General features: G+C 36.8%; 16 protein-coding genes. 7 read left to right on the top strand and 9 right to left on the bottom strand.

Annotated elements, in window-relative coordinates; all coding sequences use genetic code 11:
* Window positions 1-6: 6 nt before the first annotated feature.
* From ACYT6F_RS00490 to ACYT6F_RS00480, 3 genes are all read right to left on the bottom strand, one after another.
* The gene (locus tag ACYT6F_RS00490; protein WP_472599389.1) at window positions 7-669 is read right to left on the bottom strand and encodes an ATP-binding cassette domain-containing protein; all 663 of its coding nucleotides are present in this window, start codon (window positions 667-669) and stop codon (window positions 7-9) included.
* Between the two features lie 359 nt (window positions 670-1,028).
* Window positions 1,029-1,370 (bottom strand): YcxB family protein, encoded by a 342-nt coding sequence (locus ACYT6F_RS00485; RefSeq protein WP_248391694.1) that lies wholly within the window; start codon window positions 1,368-1,370, stop codon window positions 1,029-1,031.
* A 149-nt stretch (window positions 1,371-1,519) separates the two neighbouring features.
* Complete coding sequence (locus ACYT6F_RS00480; RefSeq protein ID WP_472599388.1) at window positions 1,520-3,667, bottom strand: endonuclease MutS2; 2,148 nt, start codon at window positions 3,665-3,667, stop codon at window positions 1,520-1,522.
* 274 nt (window positions 3,668-3,941) lie between these two features.
* Between ACYT6F_RS00480 and ACYT6F_RS00475 the strand changes: the two genes are divergently transcribed.
* Window positions 3,942-4,451 carry a GNAT family N-acetyltransferase gene (locus tag ACYT6F_RS00475; protein WP_472599387.1) on the top strand — a complete coding sequence of 170 codons (510 nt, stop codon included), beginning with the start codon at window positions 3,942-3,944 and terminating at the stop codon, window positions 4,449-4,451.
* Between the two features lie 92 nt (window positions 4,452-4,543).
* On the opposite strand, the gene ACYT6F_RS00470 is transcribed toward ACYT6F_RS00475, so the two are convergent.
* Genes ACYT6F_RS00470 through ACYT6F_RS00460 form a run of 3 tightly spaced genes read right to left on the bottom strand, consistent with a single transcriptional unit; the run spans window position 4,544 to window position 6,944 of the window.
* Window positions 4,544-5,050, bottom strand: coding sequence for a hypothetical protein (locus ACYT6F_RS00470; protein WP_472599386.1), 507 nt, complete (start codon window positions 5,048-5,050; stop codon window positions 4,544-4,546).
* Window positions 5,051-5,104: 54 nt separating this feature from the next.
* Window positions 5,105-6,376, bottom strand: coding sequence for a hypothetical protein (locus ACYT6F_RS00465; protein ID WP_472599385.1), 1,272 nt, complete (start codon window positions 6,374-6,376; stop codon window positions 5,105-5,107).
* Between the two features lie 31 nt (window positions 6,377-6,407).
* Complete coding sequence (locus ACYT6F_RS00460; protein ID WP_472599384.1) at window positions 6,408-6,944, bottom strand: YceI family protein; 537 nt, start codon at window positions 6,942-6,944, stop codon at window positions 6,408-6,410.
* A gap of 500 nt (window positions 6,945-7,444) precedes the next feature.
* Here ACYT6F_RS00460 and ACYT6F_RS00455 point away from each other — a divergent pair, with 500 nt between their 5' ends.
* Complete coding sequence (locus ACYT6F_RS00455) at window positions 7,445-8,086, top strand: uracil-DNA glycosylase (protein WP_472599383.1); 642 nt, start codon at window positions 7,445-7,447, stop codon at window positions 8,084-8,086.
* Here ACYT6F_RS00455 and ACYT6F_RS00450 read toward each other — a convergent pair.
* The 3 genes from ACYT6F_RS00450 to ACYT6F_RS00440 all read right to left on the bottom strand — a co-directional run bounded on the left by ACYT6F_RS00450 (window position 8,073) and on the right by ACYT6F_RS00440 (window position 10,330).
* Window positions 8,073-8,567 carry a hypothetical protein gene (locus ACYT6F_RS00450; RefSeq protein ID WP_472599382.1) on the bottom strand — a complete coding sequence of 165 codons (495 nt, stop codon included), beginning with the start codon at window positions 8,565-8,567 and terminating at the stop codon, window positions 8,073-8,075. The two genes, ACYT6F_RS00455 and ACYT6F_RS00450, sit on opposite strands and share 14 nt — an antisense overlap.
* A 10-nt stretch (window positions 8,568-8,577) precedes the next feature.
* On the bottom strand, window positions 8,578-9,069 hold the full coding sequence (locus tag ACYT6F_RS00445) for a DUF456 domain-containing protein (RefSeq protein WP_472599381.1): 492 nt from the start codon (window positions 9,067-9,069) through the stop codon (window positions 8,578-8,580).
* A gap of 76 nt (window positions 9,070-9,145) precedes the next feature.
* Entirely contained in the window at window positions 9,146-10,330 is a 1,185-nt protein-coding gene (locus tag ACYT6F_RS00440) for a peptidase associated/transthyretin-like domain-containing protein (protein WP_472599380.1), read from the bottom strand.
* 271 nt (window positions 10,331-10,601) lie between these two features.
* On the opposite strand from ACYT6F_RS00440, the gene ACYT6F_RS00435 reads away from it, so the two are divergent.
* The 5 genes from ACYT6F_RS00435 to ACYT6F_RS00415 all read left to right on the top strand — a co-directional run bounded on the left by ACYT6F_RS00435 (window position 10,602) and on the right by ACYT6F_RS00415 (window position 14,291).
* Window positions 10,602-11,861 (top strand): mechanosensitive ion channel family protein, encoded by a 1,260-nt coding sequence (locus ACYT6F_RS00435; protein WP_472599379.1) that lies wholly within the window; start codon window positions 10,602-10,604, stop codon window positions 11,859-11,861.
* Between the two features lie 216 nt (window positions 11,862-12,077).
* Window positions 12,078-12,797 (top strand): pyridoxine 5'-phosphate synthase, encoded by a 720-nt coding sequence (locus tag ACYT6F_RS00430; RefSeq protein WP_472599378.1) that lies wholly within the window; start codon window positions 12,078-12,080, stop codon window positions 12,795-12,797.
* Window positions 12,798-12,895: 98 nt separating this feature from the next.
* Complete coding sequence (locus ACYT6F_RS00425; RefSeq protein ID WP_472599377.1) at window positions 12,896-13,675, top strand: alpha/beta fold hydrolase; 780 nt, start codon at window positions 12,896-12,898, stop codon at window positions 13,673-13,675.
* 117 nt (window positions 13,676-13,792) lie between these two features.
* The gene (locus tag ACYT6F_RS00420) at window positions 13,793-14,026 is read left to right on the top strand and encodes a microviridin/marinostatin family tricyclic proteinase inhibitor (RefSeq protein ID WP_472599376.1); all 234 of its coding nucleotides are present in this window, start codon (window positions 13,793-13,795) and stop codon (window positions 14,024-14,026) included.
* Window positions 14,027-14,069: 43 nt separating this feature from the next.
* Complete coding sequence (locus ACYT6F_RS00415; protein ID WP_169229609.1) at window positions 14,070-14,291, top strand: microviridin/marinostatin family tricyclic proteinase inhibitor; 222 nt, start codon at window positions 14,070-14,072, stop codon at window positions 14,289-14,291.
* Window positions 14,292-14,368: the final 77 nt, after the last annotated feature.

Here is a 14,368-nt window from a genome sequence, read left to right as displayed (position 1 = left end):
TATAAATTAAATATTTTTCGGCAGATAATAATGCTGTTGCAATTCTTTTAAATCTTTAATTTGTTTCAAATAAGTGTTGGAAAGAAGATAAATTTCATCCGAGATTTCAGTGGCTTCCTGTACATTAAAATCTGAAATGATAAAGCCTTTTTCCTGAGATAATTCTTTTATAATCTTCATCACCTTTTCTGTTAAAATTGGTGACAGGCCGCTGTAAGGTTCTTCAAGTAAGATAAAATCAGCGTCGGAATGGATTATTATTAATACTTCTACCATTTTTCTTTCACCTCCCGAAAGATTTCTCATCGTTCTGCTTAATAAAGGCTGAATAAGGTCTGAATTAAAAAGTTTTTGAGCATTCATTTCATTGCAGAATAAAGAAATCAGGTTTTTAATTTTAATATCTCTTGGAAAAATCGGAGTTTGAGGAAGATAGGCAATCTTGTTTTTTCTATCGGATTGCTTTGTAAGAACCTGGTCATTGAATTTAATAAACTGAGAATCTCCCTTCAGCGTTCCGAAAATAATCTGTAACAATGTTGATTTTCCAGATCCGATTCCTCCCAATAAAGCCACAATTTTTCCTTTTTCACAACTTAAATAAACGTCCTGTAAGACTTTCTTTGAACCATACGATTTTGTGACACTGTCAATATGAAGCTTGCTCATAACAATTTGGAAATAAGGTTGATAATAAATCCGATTGAAACGGTTGTGATCCAGAGAAGCTGCCTTGAAAATCCAAAATTAGCAAAAAACAAATATTCCCTTTTCAGTCTTAATTCATAAATCAAAAAGTGAAATGCAGGTAACATCACCAGAAAACAGAATCCGAAATTTCCTATGCTAAATCCTGTCTGAAAAGCTAATAATACAGAAAACAATAAGGAAGGGATCAATAGTTTCAGATAGAAGATCCAGAGAATTTTTATGGTTTTAATCATATTCAAATATAGCAATAGAACAGAATATCTTATCACTATTTAAAAATGAAAAGAGTGCTTTTCGGCACTCTTTTCATTTTTATTTCAATCGTTTCTGAGTTTTGCTTTAACATTATTCTTTCTGATAAGATCTCTAAGCTCTGAAATCTGGTCCTTTGTGAAAAACTTTTTAGGAACCATATTCATGGTCTGGGCAGTTTGGTAAATCAGAAACCATTCTTTTTTTTCTTTTACTTTATAAATCGAATCCCATGTAACATATGCATCAAAGGTTTTGCCTTCCGTACGGATTTTTTCGTCCGTGAAGGTGTAAGAAATCATCTCCTGGATATTTTTATTGGAATAAAAAATATTTTTTACACTAAAATAAGTGCGGATAATGATGAACACAAAGAAAACCAGTAACCAGACCGATGCTGATTCCATAAATTCCCGATTATCATTATCTGCATTATAATAATTTATTCCAAAAAAAATCAATGCAATTATTGGAAATACAATGATTCGTATTAATGAATTTTTTAAATGAAACATCAAAAAATCCTTAAACGTGATATGGGTTTTTACTATGATCATTAAATTCTTTCCAGCTCATCCGCATCAATGGTCGTTTTGAACGTACCATAGTTCACCACCACCTTTTTCTTGGAAATTTTTTCAATCGTTCCTACACTGGTGCTTCCGGCGATACGAACTCTTTGTCCCACTTTCATCCAAAGGGAACGGTCAGTTTGCCTTTTTTCTTCCAATTTTTCATTGGTCTCGGCAATTTTTTCAATCACATCTTCTTTTTTCAGCTGTTGGGTGATTTTCCGTTTAACAACCTGAAGGCGCTTGCTTTCATCTTTGTCAACACCCAGCTTACGGAATTTTTCCTGTTCCAGAAGTTTTACAAAATCTTTCACTACATCTTTTCTCGATTTTCCTTTCGTGTAGCTGTCGATAAACGTTTCAATCTTGTTCCCGAACTGCAGTTTACGGTGTTCTTCTTCATACAGCTTCTGGAAATTATATAATTTCTGCTGAAGCTGTTCATTCAGCTTTTGAAGGTTATCACGCTTGTCCTCAACGGATTCTTTCCTTTCTGCAAGATCAGATTTCAGCTTTTCAACCTCGTACTTTTCCTGCTGAAGCTTTACAATCGTTTTATCAAGATTTACGATATCATGTTCTACCTTTTTCTTGGCAGAATGAATGATGAACCTTGGGATTTTATTTTTCTCGGCTACTTCAAAAGTAAATGAGCTTCCTGCTTGTCCTACTTCAAGTTTATACATCGGTTCCAGCGTTTCCTCATTGAAGAGCATGGCGGCATTCTGTGCATTCGGAAGCTGTTCTACCACCAGTTTGATATTGGTGTAATGCGTGGTGATAATTGCAAAGCTCTTTTTATCATAGAAAAACTCCAGAAAACTTTCTGCTAAAGCACCTCCTAATTCAGGATCGGAGCCGGTACCGAATTCGTCAATCAGTAAAAGCGTATTGGCGTCCGCTTCTCGGATAATTCCCGACATTTTTCTCAATCTCGAAGAATAAGTCGATAAATGGTTTTCAATAGACTGATTGTCACCAATATCAGTCATGATCTTTTCAAAGAAAAACATTTCGGATTTTGGGTGAACGGGAACAAGAATTCCGCTCTGGATCATCAGTTGAAGTAATCCTACGGTTTTCAGGGTAATTGATTTTCCGCCGGCGTTCGGCCCGGAAATACAGATAATTCTGTTATGTTCCGTAAAGGTAAGCGTCTGAGGATAAATCGTCTTATTTTCTGCTTTATTTCTTAAAAACAACAAAGGATGAAAAGCATCTCTTAGCCTCAGTGTTTTATGGCGGTTGATTTTCGGTAAAATACCGTTAATAACCTCGGCAAATTTTGCTTTAGCCCTCGTTAAATCAAGATCAAAAATATATTTCTGGTATCTCCACAATTGAGGTTGGTATTCGGCCAATTCTGCAGTAAGCTGTCGTAAAATCTTATCAATTTCCTTCTTTTCTTCCTCTTCGTTTTCTTTAAGCTTAAAATAATGCTTCACCACAGAATCCGGCTGGATATAAGTAATGGAACCGGTCTTTGATAATCCCAGAACTCTTCCCGGAACTCTCTTCTTGAAGCCTGATTTTACGGCTAAAACCCTCTGGTCATCAATAATTGTTTCGCGGATATCATCTAAAAATTCGCTCTGACCGTAATTGAACAAAGCCCGGTTAAAGTTTTCCTGAATTGCTTTTTTAGCATGCTGGATTTCCGTTCTTAAAACTTTTAAAACCGGTGAAGCTTCACTCTTTACTTCTCCGAAACGGTTAAAAACCTTATCTACTTTATCAATAATTTCCTTTTTGAATTCCAGTACAGAAACATCATTCATCAATGTAGGGAATGTTTCTGGCATGGTTGGGAAAAACTTCTGAAGTTTTCCGATCTGTTCCGTGAGGGTTTTTATTTTGATAAAAGCGCTGTTTTCAAGGCGGTAATTCTCAATCAGCATCAGTTTCAGTTCGCTTTCGATATCTTCATACTCGTCGAAAGGAACGGCATTGGAGCTTTCAAAACTTGATAAATATTCTGATGTTTTCTTCAGGGAAAGTTCAGCCTCATCAATCTCCATTGGACGAAGCTGAAGAATTTTTTCTCTCGTTTTCGGAGAATATGCAAAAGGAGAGATCTCCGCGAGCAATTGCGGAAACTCTAATTCATTTAAATCTTCTTTATTTATAAACACAATGCAAATTTAGTGAGAAAATGTGAATTTTAATTTGAAAATGAGCTAATTTGACTAATAAGTCTACTGTTATTTAGCCACAAAAGGCACAAAGATTTTATACATTAATTATTTGAAGTTAAGTTTACTGCAAAGAAGGACACATTAGTTTTTGTAAATCTTTGATTTCTTATCAGGTAAATTACCATTTTTAAAGTTTACATTCCTGAGATTCTGATGACTAAATCTTTTGAGACTGTTTAAATGTTACCAGTTTAATTATTAAATTTAAAACATGAAACTAGCCACTGAACGATTACAGTTAAAAGAGATCAACGAGCACCATACCGAAGATATTTTAAAGATCAGAAGCAACGAGGTGATCAACCGTTTTATTAAAAGGGATTCTCCGAAAAACAACTATGATGCGCTGCAGTTTATTCTCATGATTAAAGAAAGAACGAAGAATAATCAGACATTCTATTGGGGGATTTCTTTAAAAGATCAGCCGAATCTTATCGGGACGATCTGTCTCTATAATTTTTCGGAAGACCGCAAAACAGCGGAGGTCGGTTATGAACTGCTGCCGGATTATCACGGTAAAGGAATGATGTCCGAAGCCTTAAAAACTGTTGTGGATTTTGCTTTTACGAATTTAATTTTGGATGAAATCGTTGCCATGACACACAGAATGAATGATGATTCTAAAAAGCTTCTTCAGCGTCACGGTTTTATTTGGGAAGAGGATAAAAAAGATGAAGGTTTTCCTGATAATCTTGTATTCAGTCGGAAGAACAGTAAATAGCTGATATTTAAAATTAAAAAAGTCTGCAGTAATTTTATACTGCAGACTTTCATCAATCTCTAAACATTTCCTTATGAACTAAACGGGATTTTTTACTGAGTATTTGCTGCCAGCGCAAAAACGAGATTAAGATCATCCTTTACTACAATCATTCCGCCCATTTTTGTCGGTGGCAAAATATTAAAATCACTGAATTTCACGCTTCTTTTTCCGGTAAGCTTTCCGTTTTCAAGGCAGAGCGTAATATTATATATTTTGCTCCTGTTGATCATCTTTACTTCGATCTGTGCATTGTATACAGCTTTATTCTTGTCTAAAGAAAGAAATCTGATATTGAGATAAGGATGATCTTCTGCGGAAAGGGTTTTCTGAAAATCGGAGGTCATCATTTTGTTACGGCAGTCAAAATCATCAACTTTTAATGCGATGTTCGGGAGGTTTCTTTCGCTGATCGTAAAATTTCCTCCTGGTGTTCTGAATGTATTGTTGGTGCATTTAAAAGTATTGATATTGGTGCTTCCGCTGATCTGGATATAGTTGTCCTGAGCACTCATGAATATTCCGAATAAGAGCGGAACAACAGTTAAAAAAGCTTTCATAATTCAGGTGGTATTTTGAAAAGGCTCAATTTGAGCCTTTTCTTACATTAACATTTAGAAAGAAATTGCAGCTTCCAGAACAAATCCGTTGAATTTGCCGTCATACAGAATGCTTGAAGTAGGGTAGCCGTCATATTTCTGATTCACATATTCCACTTTGGTGAGGATGTTTTTGGTCATGAACCATCCTCCGCCAATATTGTAACGGGTAACATCTACTTTGTTTCCGGTGGCAAGCTCGCCTTTTACAAGATTGTATCTTCCTCCTACATACAGATTATCGTTATTTCCGAATCGGTAGAGAAGTTCTGCAGCATACTGGTTCCAGGTTCTGCGGTCGATTTCTGCAGTATTTCTGCCGGATGCATTTTCAAAAGTTCCGAAGAATTCAAGACCTTTGTATCTTACAAACGGGTTGATCATAATGGAGGTAACTTTGTTTTTAAAGTCCGGAACTACCTGTCCTGATCTGAAGTTGGCAGAAGAAGTGGCAGCTGCATTTTCCATCACATAGTAATATCGTGATCCTGCTCTGTCACCATCATAGAAGTCGAGTCTTTGGGTATTGGCAGTGTTGTAAACAGAACCGGTAAGACGTACTCTCAGATCGCTGTTCAGTTGTTTGTCATAACCTATTTTAGCATACAATGAAGGACTTGTTCCGCCGTTGGCATTCTGGTTGAGTCTTCCGTTGGTAATACCTCCCATTCCGATAAAGCCGTCTCTGCGGTAGTAATATTCAGCAAAAACCATTGTTGCATAAGCATCCATCAGGTAATTTCCTACAAACGGGTTTTGGGTAGTGTAGGCGTTGTCGCTTCTTCTGAAGTGCACATCCCCGTAATTAATTTCGTCATGACCGAATTTTATGGTTGAATATTTCATAAAGTCGCTCAGAAAGTCTTTTTTGATGAAATCAAGCTTATCAATCTGAATGTAGCCTCCTTTTACGTAGGTCTCATTATGGTGGCGGGAGCTTAAAAAGGTTCTTAAATGTAAATTGATACCATCATATAAAGCCACATCAATATCAAGGTTGGCTGTAGCGAGGTTAAAGTTGTTTCCGATGTCGTAAAGCTGGGTTGCCGGTACGGTCTGGTCGGCGCCGCTTTCATGTTTCAGACCCTGGAACTGGAGGGCGAATGCTCCGCCGATTCTTACTTTAAGTTTTTCAAAGGTTGTTACGGAATCTTTAGGGTTTTCAAAAATATTAATGCCTCTCTGGTCTCTCGGTTTAAGGTTGTCTAGAGGAAACTGCTGTGCCTGTGCGGCACCGGCAAGTAAAATGGTTCCTAATAAAGCTGCTTTTATATAAATAGTTTTCATAACGTTTTATTTTTTTAATGTTGATTGTAGTTTATTGTGCCATAATATTTACTTTGATGGTAACTTCATCTCCCGTTTTGATGCCCATGAATCCGGGTCTGCTCATTCCGAAATCTGAAAGTTTTAAGGTTTCGGTTCCATAAATGGTGTAAGTGTTTTCATTTTTAGCAACGCTTACGGGAAAAGATACATTTCTGGAAACTCCTGCAATAGTCAGTTTTCCGCTTACATTACTTTTGCCGAAATTGATGGAAGCTGCCGAAAAGCTGATGGTAGGATATTGTGAAGATTTTAAGGCTTCGTAGGCTTTGTTATCCATGGTGCTGCCTTTTTTACTTTTCAGGTTTTTCACTGGCATGGTAAAAGTGGCGTTGGATATACTGTTTCCGCTGACAGTTCCTGTAAAATAAGCTGCTGAAGAATTCATTTCCCAGTCGTGTAAAGGTGAAGTTCCGTTAACGGCAATTACTGTTGTCTTCTGATTTATTTTTTGAGCTTCTGCATTTTGATAAAAAAATAATGTTCCGCATAGCGCTGTAGCATTCAAGAAAATTCTTAAAGTTTTCATATCGACAAATATTTATTAATTATGTTATGTAATATTCCTTTGTTTTATGATATAAAGGTAGAGTTTATGTTAATTTTATGATAATTTTTGAATATGATATAAATCTTTAATATATGTTTGATTGTGTAATTTTCATCGAAACCAATACTTAAGTTGAAAATTGTTAAAGCCTGAACGGTAATTGTGATTTTTCGGCCGTTTATTTGCTTAAACGTATCAGAAAAAATAAATCATGTAAATAGCAGGAAGGTAAATGATGATGAAAGTCAGGGGTAATTTCTTGCTCATAATACCAGAAATAATTAGTTTATACATATGATGCAGAACCGCATTTCGGGATGTCGTGATATATTTTTATATTTGAAAATAATACCAGCTGAATTTTTATAGAGTATTTCCTGATCAGGAACGGCAGAAGGTTCTAAGCTGGCAATACTTGATCTTATAAATCAGCTTTGGAAAGTCAATAGAATAAAATCATTCGACAAATTATTTAGAATATGACCTGGACAGAAATATTAGCCCCGATAAAAAACACTGAATATTTTACCAATCTTTGGGAAAAAGTAAGACAGGAATACGCAACAACAAAAGTTTTTCCTCCTAAAAGCCAGATATTCAGGGCGCTTGAAATAACTCCTTTTGATGAGGTAGAGGTTGTGATTATTGGTCAGGATCCTTATCATAATGATTATCAGGCAAACGGACTTTGTTTTTCAGTTTCCGAGCAGGTTTCTGCACCTCCTTCACTGAAGAATATTTTTATAGAGCTTAAAAATGATATCGGTGTAGAACGAACTTCAAAAGAGCTGGATGACTGGGGAAAACAGGGAGTTCTGCTTTTAAATGCGACGTTAACCGTACGCGCCCACTCTCCGAATTCTCATAAAGATCTGGGCTGGGAAAAATTCACGGATTTTATTATCAAAGAAATTTCTGATAAAAAAGAAAACGTAGTATTTGTATTGTGGGGTGCTTTTGCACAAAAAAAAGCCGAACTCATTGATCCGGCTAAGCATTTTATATTAAAGTCTGCGCATCCGTCACCATTTTCTGTTCACAGGGGTTTTTTCGGAAGCAAACCTTTTTCAAAAATTAATGAATATCTGATATCAAAAGGGAAAAAACCTATTTCATGGTAGAAGTATTATCGTTTTTTTTAATCGTGATACCGATTTTATATTTTCCTTTAAGACCTTTTGATCCTTCTGCTGATTCAGGATACGGATTTACTTCCGTTAAGGTGATGGTGTATCCGTTGAAATCAGCCGATTGATGATAATTTCTTCCCTTATTGTCCAAACTTGCAAGAGATAAAGTCATCGGTCTTGTTGTAGTTCCCATGACTTCCACTTGGGCTACGGCAACTCCGGCCCAGATACAGTTGACATCCTTCGGGCAACGGCTGTCTTCCGAGATGCCTTTGAATGTTACATTCATCTGGTATTCGTCCAGAAATCTGTTTTCTCCTTCATGGAAGTAGATTACAGATCCAGCGGTGGTGCCTTTTGTAAGATTTCCTGAAGTTTCCACGTTATCTTTTGGCGGAACCTGCGCTCCTTTTTGTGTTTTGCAGTTGATTAATAATAATCCTGCACTTAATATAATGGCTTTGTATAACATTTGATTCTTTTTATATAATAGCAAGCATATCCAGTACTACCACCAAAAACATTGCCACACCGACTACGAAGCTGAATCCTGTTCCGTAGATGAAACCTATGAAAGCTCCTTTCGTGGATCTCAGAGCCTTGTTCATGTCTTTGCTGTCATGCAGGAGTTCTCCTATAAAAACGCCTGCAAACATTCCCACTAAAAATCCTAAAGGAATCGGTAAAAAGATGCCTACAAAGGTCCCTATTATTGAGCCGATGCTTCCCCAGCGTGTTCCTCCGTATCTCTGGTTCGTCTTTGCAGGAATGACGTAATTAAGAACCACGGAAACAATCGTAAGAACTACAAATGCCCAGATGTAAATCATGCTAAGATCTGCATCAGTGCCGAATTTATAGATCAGAAGTCCGCAGATGCTTAGAAGCAAACCGGGTAAAATTGGTAAAAAAGTTCCTAAAATTCCTAAAAACAAAAGGATGAGGCAGAGAATATCAATTAAGGCTGTGTCCATTTTTTTAATTTCATGAAAAGATAATAAAAAAAGTGGCTTCAGAAAAGCCACTTCCATGTTTAAGATGAAGTTTTTATTAAAGGTTTAAAATTACATACTGTAGAATGACACCGGCATTACCGATATTTCCGGAAGCGTGATTGTGGAAAGTCGTATAATAGATATAGCCACTGTTGGAAGATCCCGAACAAGGCCCTACCGTTGCACCTAATGCAACGAGGTAAGGAACTACCGCCTGAGGAACAGAAAGGCTGATCTGGATATTTCCCGGAAGCGTAACGCAAACCGTTACAAACGTTGTATTGGGAGCGTTTCCGATAGGAGTAACAGGAATTCCCGTTGCTGCAAAATGATTGGTTCTGATCATTAAAGCGTCATTGGTAGAAGACTCTTTAACCAAAACTTCCCAGTAAGCAGGATCGTAGTTGATTATTTTTTGCCATGTTCCCAAATCATAGTCAATGTTGAGGTTGTTAAATCCTAAAGCAGATGCAAGTCCGGCATTGTTTACCGTGGCACTTACGTTGCCTGAATTTCCGATATTTTTAGAACACAGTTTTGAGTCAGGTACAAATCCTCCCGGCAATGAGCAGTTGTTGGTGTTGGTGGTTCCGCCTACTAAATAAGCTACATCCCAGTCTGAAGCATAGATGCTTCCTCCGTTGGCAACAAAGATGGCTAAATTGGCATCAATGGCAGCGTAAAGTGCAGGGTTGGTATAGTAGCTGTTTCTGGAGCCGCAGTTGAGGAATATGATATCGTACTGTGCGATTGTGTTCATATTGGCAAGATCATTATTGTTGATCTCGGTAGCCGTATATCCTAAAGTCTGAATGATGTCTTCTATCTTATCATACGTTCCTTTTACGTACGCGATTTTTGCAACCTGGTTAAGTTTTGTCTGGCTCGCGTCAAGCGCAACTGTTTCATTGTCTTTTACCATTGCAGAAATTTCAGTACGGAAATTGGTGCCGTTACCGGTCTGGATGTAGATAGTACGGTTTCCGGCCGGAGCGTCAAGTGTAAAATTACCTCCGGAATCAGAAGTGGTATGATAGATTTTATACTTGTCATCAAAAGTAAAAACAGAAGCTCCGCCGATAGGTTTGCTCCCGTTTTGTGACATTACTTTACCGGTAATCTTCCCGGTTTTTACGGCCGTATTTGTATTTTCGGTAATTATCGGAGCATCTTCTCCTCCGGAACAGTTAGCTAAAAGTGTGAATACACACAGTAAAATAAAGAAGTAGTGTTTTCTCATATGTATCAGGTTTTGATTTATTTAGTTTATATCAAATGTAAAAATAAATTGAATAATAAATCATAGAATATTGATTATTTTTAAAATAATTTATTCATATTCTGTATTTTTGTTGAATTTTTCATTTACTGTAGGGGGTTTGGGGCAGGTCTTAATTTTAAAAAAAATCAAAAAAACTTACATTAAATCCAGACTGAAAATTTGTTTTGGGATAAAAATTGATGCAATATATTATGTTAAAAATCATACTTATTTTCCTAAATTTGCTGTAATGAACGACCAATTAGAAGAAACAAAAGATCTTATACAGGGGCTGAGTGAGCCTCTTTACCGATATATCAGCCGTATTTCCCCATCCGGTTTTGAGTTTGTATTTCATATTATTTTCAAGATTCTTTTGCTTATTGCTATTTTCCTGGTTTTTGATTTCATTTTTAAAATTGTAATCAACAGCGTTTTCCGGATTTTCCGGAATAAGGAGAAATATCCGGTGGTGAACTCTATCTACGAATCAAAAATCACCAATTCCATTGCTCATCTTTTTGCGCTCCTTATTATCGGAAGTATTCACGAATCTATATTCTACGGAGCTTTAAAGAATACGACCATATTCATCGTCCGATGTGTAAATCTGGGTCTGGTAATGATCTTTGCCGGAATGCTGTACAGAGGTCTGACGGCTTTCAGGAATTATTTCGTCATCAAGCAGGATTTTTACAAAATCATGGCACTTAATGCTATTTCTGAAACGGTGAAGATTCTTGGGATTTTCATCTTTTCGGTACTTGGGATCTGCGTGATTTTCGGGATCAAAGGAACAACCATTGTCGGTAGTTTGGGAGCGATTACTGCTGTTCTGGTTCTGGTTTTCAGGGATACGATTTTAGGATTTGTTACCGGGCTCCATGTAGCAACCTCTAAAAACCTTAAAGTAGGAGACTGGGTAAGCATTCCGAAATATAATGTAGAGGGAAATATTGCTGAAATAAATCTGTTGACAACAAGAATCAATAATTTCGACAGGACATTTTCCACCATTCCCACCTACGATTTGCTGACTACGGAAATCAAAAACCTGCAGGTCATTTCCGAAACCAATGCCCGAAGAATCAAGAAATCTATTTTCTTTAATATCAACTCATTTAAATTCCTTTCGGAAGAAGATATCGAACGTCTTAAAAGTATTAATCTTATTTCTGATTATCTCGAGCAGAGATCGCTAGAGCTGAAAAAAGAAAAAGAAAATATGGCGCACAAAGAAGAGATCATCAACGGCAAGCAGCTTACCAATATCGGAGTTTTCAGGTATTATGCCCAAAAATATATAGAACGCATTCCTGAGCTTGATAAAGAAGGTCCGATTATGGTCCGTCAGCTAAACAGTACGCCGCAGGGTCTTCCTCTGGAGATTTATGCCTTTACCAACGATACCGAGTGGGTACGGTTTGAGGAAATACAGTCTGATATCTTTGACCACCTTCTGGTTGCTTCAAAAGAATTTGATCTGGAAGTGATGCAGGTAAAAATTTAATCTTTCAAAACAATAACGATGAAATTGTTATTACAGATGCTTTCTGTGAGAGAATTTTAGTCTTTTCATTTCTGAAATCTGGATTTTATCAATAGCTTTGTATCTGTAAAACCATCACAGGTCTGACGGTACTATTCCTGGCAAGCTGCGTCTTTATTTGATTCCTGCTAATTGCCTTAGCCTTCAGAACTGTACTTCAAAAACTTATCAGTAAAAATGACAAAACTAAGCGTAAACATTAATAAAATTGCAACCATAAGAAACGCAAGAGGAGGCGAAACGCCAAGCGTAACAGAGGCTGCAATAAAAATTCAGGAATATGGAGGGCAGGGAATTACCATTCACCCAAGGCCGGACGAGAGACATATCACCCGAAAAGATGTTTATGACCTTAAACCGATTGTAACAACAGAATTCAATATCGAAGGAAATCCGCACAGGCCCTTTATCGATATGGTTTTAGAGGTGAAACCCGAACAGGTGACTCTGGTTCCTGATGCTGATGACGCCATCACTTCCAATGCAGGCTGGGATACCAAAAAACATCTTGATTTTCTTACGGAAATCATTGCTGAGTTTAAAAATGCAGGAATCCGCACCTCAATTTTTTTAGATCCTAATCCGGAAATGATAGAATATGCTGCAAAAACAGGAACTGACAGAATTGAACTCTATACGGAAGCATATGCAAAAAACTATACGGTAAATAAAGAATTAGCCTTGAAACCCTATTACGATACGGCAATGGTAGCGGCAGATTTTGGTCTTGGACTGAATGCCGGGCACGATCTGAGCTTGGATAATCTTAAATATTTTGCAGACAATATCCCTAATTTACTGGAAGTTTCTATTGGTCATGCGTTAATTTCCGAAGCTTTATATATGGGGTTGGAAAATACGGTTCAGGCTTATCTGAAGAGACTGGCAAAATGGTAAAATAAGAATTTGAAGGAGCAGGACGAGGCCGGCAGTTTTATATACTGTTGTTTAAATCTTAGCATCTTAATGCTTTTTGTCCTTAAAAATAAAAAATTATGGAAATTTTAAATTCAAAAATATTCGGCGAAGACCTTTCGTCAACACCACTTCTGGTGTTCCACGGATTATTCGGAATGCTTGATAACTGGGGTACTTTCGGAAAAGATATGGGTGAATTTCTGCCCGTACATCTTATTGATCTTCGGAACCACGGAAGAAGCTTTCATTCGGAAGATATGTCTCATGATGATCTCGCAGAAGATATTTTGAGGTATATGGAACATTACGGGATCGATAAAGCTCATATTTTGGGACATTCGCTGGGTGGAAAAGCAGTAATGCAGTTTGCCATAAAATTCCCGGAAAAAGTGGAAAGCCTCATTGTAGTTGATATATCACCAAAAGCGTATCCTCCGCACCATCAGGGAATTATTAAAGCATTGGAAACGGTTGATTTTAATACGGTTTCTTCAAGAAATGACGTGGAAGCAGTACTCAGCCAATATATTCCTGAAAAATCTACCATTCAGTTCCTGACAAAAAATTTGTACTGGGACGATAATAAAAAGCTGGGCTGGAGGTTTAATCTGAAAACTTTATCCGAAAAATATAACGAATTTGTGTCGAATGCCATAAAATTCGGCGTCTTTGAAGGCAGAACCTTATTCATTGCCGGAGAAAAATCGAACTATATCCTTCCTCAGGATCATTTTTCGATCAGACAGCAGTTTCCAAAAGCTGAATTTGTAACAGTAAAAAATGCAGGACATTGGGTTCAGGCAGAAAATCCCGTGGATTTTGCTAATGTTGTCAAAGAATTTTTACATATTAATTAAAATAATTTTGATATTTGTCTTTATTTGTTAAAATTTTCTTAAAAATTATTTTATTCTTCCTTAGGTGATTTTTTTTTAATACTTTAGAGCCATTCTAAATCATTAAATATTAATACGATGGAAAGTAAAAAATCAAAAAAGCCATTCTTCGCTTCATTCCTTGAAAAGCAAATCCAGGACCCGGAAACAATAAAAGGTGGTACTGTAACTTCTGTATTACTTGATAATACAACAGGAGTATTGAAGGACAGCGGTACTTCAACCACTTTGGATAATGTTACAAAACCCGGAGGCGATCACGTAACCATGAAGTATCCTTCAGACGGTGACGAAGATGCAACAGCAGTTTAAAAACTAAAGAAACCGACAAATTAAAACTCTAAATTAAATTATTATGAAAAACAAAAATTCGAAAAAGAAACCTTTTTTCGCTTCTTTCCTTGAAAAACAACTTCAGGATCCTGAAAAAATCAAAGGTGGAGGTGATGTTACCATCGCTACACAAGACGGTGTAATTACCACAAAAGAAGCTGATACTGTAACTAAGCCGATCTATGACATGGCTCATACAATGAAATATCCGTCAGATGGTGACGATGATGTTCCGACTGTATAAGTGAATTGTTGATAAAAGATATATTAACAAAATCATATCAAAAGGAAACTTACATTCTAAGTTTCCTTTTTTAATAA

The organism is Chryseobacterium sp. NG-CE01 (assembly GCF_055695505.1).
Note: the sequence above shows the minus strand (reverse complement) of the source record. Positions and strands in the feature narration are given on the sequence as shown.